The following is a 3,338-nucleotide window of genomic DNA, read 5'->3' on the forward strand; positions in this document are numbered from 1 at the left end:
AAGTCCGGCGGTGTCCTACTCTCCCACAAGGTCCCCCTTGCAGTACCATCGGCGCTGAGAGGCTTAGCTTCCGGGTTCGGAATGTGGCCGGGCGTTTCCCTCTCGCTATGACCGCCGAAACATCTGGTGATGTGTTCGACATCAAGCTTTCTCTATGAAAGTTTTYTGGTGCCCGTACATCGGGAACCACAAAGTGGACGCGAGCACCGCAGGAAACGGTGTGTTATCAAGTCATCGGCTTATTAGTACCAGTCAGCTGCACCCATTGCTGGGCTTCCACGTCTGGCCTATCAACCCAGTAGTCTGCTGGGAGCCTCTCCACCCGAAGGTGATGGAAGTCTCATCTTGAGGCCGGCTTCCCGCTTAGATGCTTTCAGCGGTTATCCATCCCGAACGTAGCCAACCAGCGGTGCCCTTGGCAGGACAACTGGCACACCAGAGGTTCGTCCAACCCGGTCCTCTCGTACTAGGGTCAGATCCTCTCAAACTTCCTACGCGCGCAGCGGATAGGGACCGAACTGTCTCACGACGTTCTAAACCCAGCTCGCGTACCGCTTTAATGGGCGAACAGCCCAACCCTTGGGACCTACTCCAGCCCCAGGATGCGACGAGCCGACATCGAGGTGCCAAACCATGCCGTCGATATGGACTCTTGGGCAAGATCAGCCTGTTATCCCCGAGGTACCTTTTATCCGTTGAGCGACAGCGCTTCCACAAGCCACTGCCGGATCACTAGTCCCGACTTTCGTCCCTGCTCGACCTGTCAGTCTCACAGTCAAGCTCCCTTGTGCACTTACACTCGCCACCTGATTGCCAACCAGGTTGAGGGAACCTTTGGGCGCCTCCGTTACTCTTTGGGAGGCAACCGCCCCAGTTAAACTACCCACCAGGCACTGTCCCTGAACCGGATCACGGTCCGAAGTTAGATATCCAGAGTGACCAGAGTGGTATTTCAACAACGACTCCACAATGACTGGCGTCACTGCTTCACAGTCTCCCACCTATCCTACACAAGCCACACCGAACACCAATACCAAGCTGTAGTAAAGGTCACGGGGTCTTTCCGTCCTGCTGCGCGTAACGAGCATCTTTACTCGTAATGCAATTTCGCCGAGTTCGTGGTTGAGACAGTTGGGAAGTCGTTACGCCATTCGTGCAGGTCGGAACTTACCCGACAAGGAATTTCGCTACCTTAGGATGGTTATAGTTACCACCGCCGTTTACCGGGGCTTAAATTCTCAGCTTCGCCTTGCGGCTGACCGGTCCTCTTAACCTTCCGGCACCGGGCAGGCGTCAGTCCGTATACATCGTCTTGCGACTTCGCACGGACCTGTGTTTTTAATAAACAGTCGCTACCCACTGGTCTCTGCGGCCCACACACGCTTTCGAAGCAAGTTCTAATACGCGCTGGGCCCCCCTTCTCCCGAAGTTACGGGGGCATTTTGCCGAGTTCCTTAACCACGATTATCTCGATCTCCTCGGTATTCTCTACCTGACCACCTGAGTCGGTTTGGGGTACGGGCGGCTAGAACCTCGCGTCGATGCTTTTCTCGGCAGCATAGGATCACCCACTTTTCATCCCCATCACATCTCAGCCACATGAGCCACGGATTTGCCTATGGCTCGGCCTACATGCTTGGACCAGGACAACCATCGCCTGGCTTGGGCTACCTTCCTGCGTCACACCTGTTAATACGCTAACCGCACCAGCATGGGGTCGCGCGCTCCACCAGACGGTGCCACCCGAAGGCGGCGATGTCTGGCTTTGGGCGCTTAGCACCACTGGATTGATTGGGGCGGTTCTTCGCCGGTACGGGAATATCAACCCGTTGTCCATCGACTACGCCTGTCGGCCTCGCCTTAGGTCCCGACTTACCCAGGGAAGATTAGCTTGACCCTGGAACCCTTGGTCTTCCGGAGGACGTGTTTCTCACACGTCTTTCGCTACTCATGCCTGCATTCTCACTCGTGTGGCCTCCACGGCTGGATCACTCCGCCGCTTCACCGCCCACACGACGCTCTCCTACCCATCAACACGGCTGGACCACGAAGGCCTACCAAAAATGTCAATGCCACAACTTCGGTGGCGTGCTTGAGCCCCGTTACATTGTCGGCGCGGAATCACTTGACCAGTGAGCTATTACGCACTCTTTCAAGGGTGGCTGCTTCTAAGCCAACCTCCTGGTTGTCTGAGCAACTCCACATCCTTTCCCACTTAGCACGCGCTTAGGGACCTTAGATGGTGGTCTGGGTTGTTTCCCTCTCGACGATGAAGCTTATCCCCCACCGTCTCACTGCTGCGCTCTCACTTACCGGCATTCGGAGTTTGGCTGACGTCAGTAACCTTGTAGGGCCCATCGGCCATCCAGTAGCTCTACCTCCGGCAAGAAACACGCAACGCTGCACCTAAATGCATTTCGGAGAGAACCAGCTATCACGAAGTTTGATTGGCCTTTCACCCCTATCCACAGCTCATCCCCTCAGTTTTCAACCTAAGTGGGTTCGGCCCTCCACGACGTCTTACCGTCGCTTCAGCCTGGCCATGGATAGATCACTTCGCTTCGGGTCTAGGACACGCGACTGACTCGCCCTATTCAGACTCGCTTTCGCTACGGCTGCCCCACACGGGTTAACCTCGCCACGTATCACTAACTCGCAGGCTCATTCTTCAAAAGGCACGCCGTCACCCCAACAAGGAGGCTCCGACGGTTTGTAAGCAAACGGTTTCAGGTACTATTTCACTCCCCTCCCGGGGTACTTTTCACCTTTCCCTCACGGTACTTGTCCGCTATCGGTCATCTGGGAGTATTTAGGCTTACCAGGTGGTCCTGGCAGATTCACACGGGATTTCACGGGCCCCGTGCTACTTGGGATACCACTCGCGGCAGGMAACGCATGTCGACTACGGGGCTACCACCCGCTCTGGCCGGCCATTCAAAACCGTTCGTCTATACGCACCTGTACCACCGAGACCTGCGGCAGCGGTCTCAGAATGGTCCCACAACCCCGAACGTGCAACACCTGCCGGCTATCACACACGATCCGGTTTAGCCTCATCCGCTTTCGCTCGCCACTACTCACGGAATCACTGTTGTTTTCTCTTCCTGTGGGTACTGAGATGTTTCACTTCCCCACGTTCCCTCTACCCGCCCTATATATTCAGACGGGAGTCACCAGGTCAGCACGCCGCCTGGCGGGGTTTCCCCATTCGGAAATCCTCGGATCACAGCCCGCTTATCGGCTCCCCAAGGCTTATCGCAGATTGCTACGTCCTTCTTCGGCTCCAGATGCCAAGGCATCCACCGTTTGCTCTTAAAGACTTGAAATCACATGAGCCA

The 3,338-nt window shown here is 56.0% G+C and carries 2 rRNA genes; both read right to left on the bottom strand.

The window, feature by feature from the left end:
* Nucleotides 1-2: 2 nt before the first annotated feature.
* Nucleotides 3-119: ribosomal RNA gene (rrf, locus tag ACOWU6_RS16760) — 5S ribosomal RNA — on the bottom strand.
* Nucleotides 120-222: 103 nt separating this feature from the next.
* Nucleotides 223-3,326: ribosomal RNA gene (locus ACOWU6_RS16765) — 23S ribosomal RNA — on the bottom strand.
* Nucleotides 3,327-3,338 lie beyond the last annotated feature (12 nt).

It is taken from the genome of Microbacterium sp. SA156 (genome assembly GCF_049065455.1).
GTDB classification, from domain to species: Bacteria; Actinomycetota; Actinomycetes; order Actinomycetales; family Microbacteriaceae; genus Microbacterium; species Microbacterium barkeri.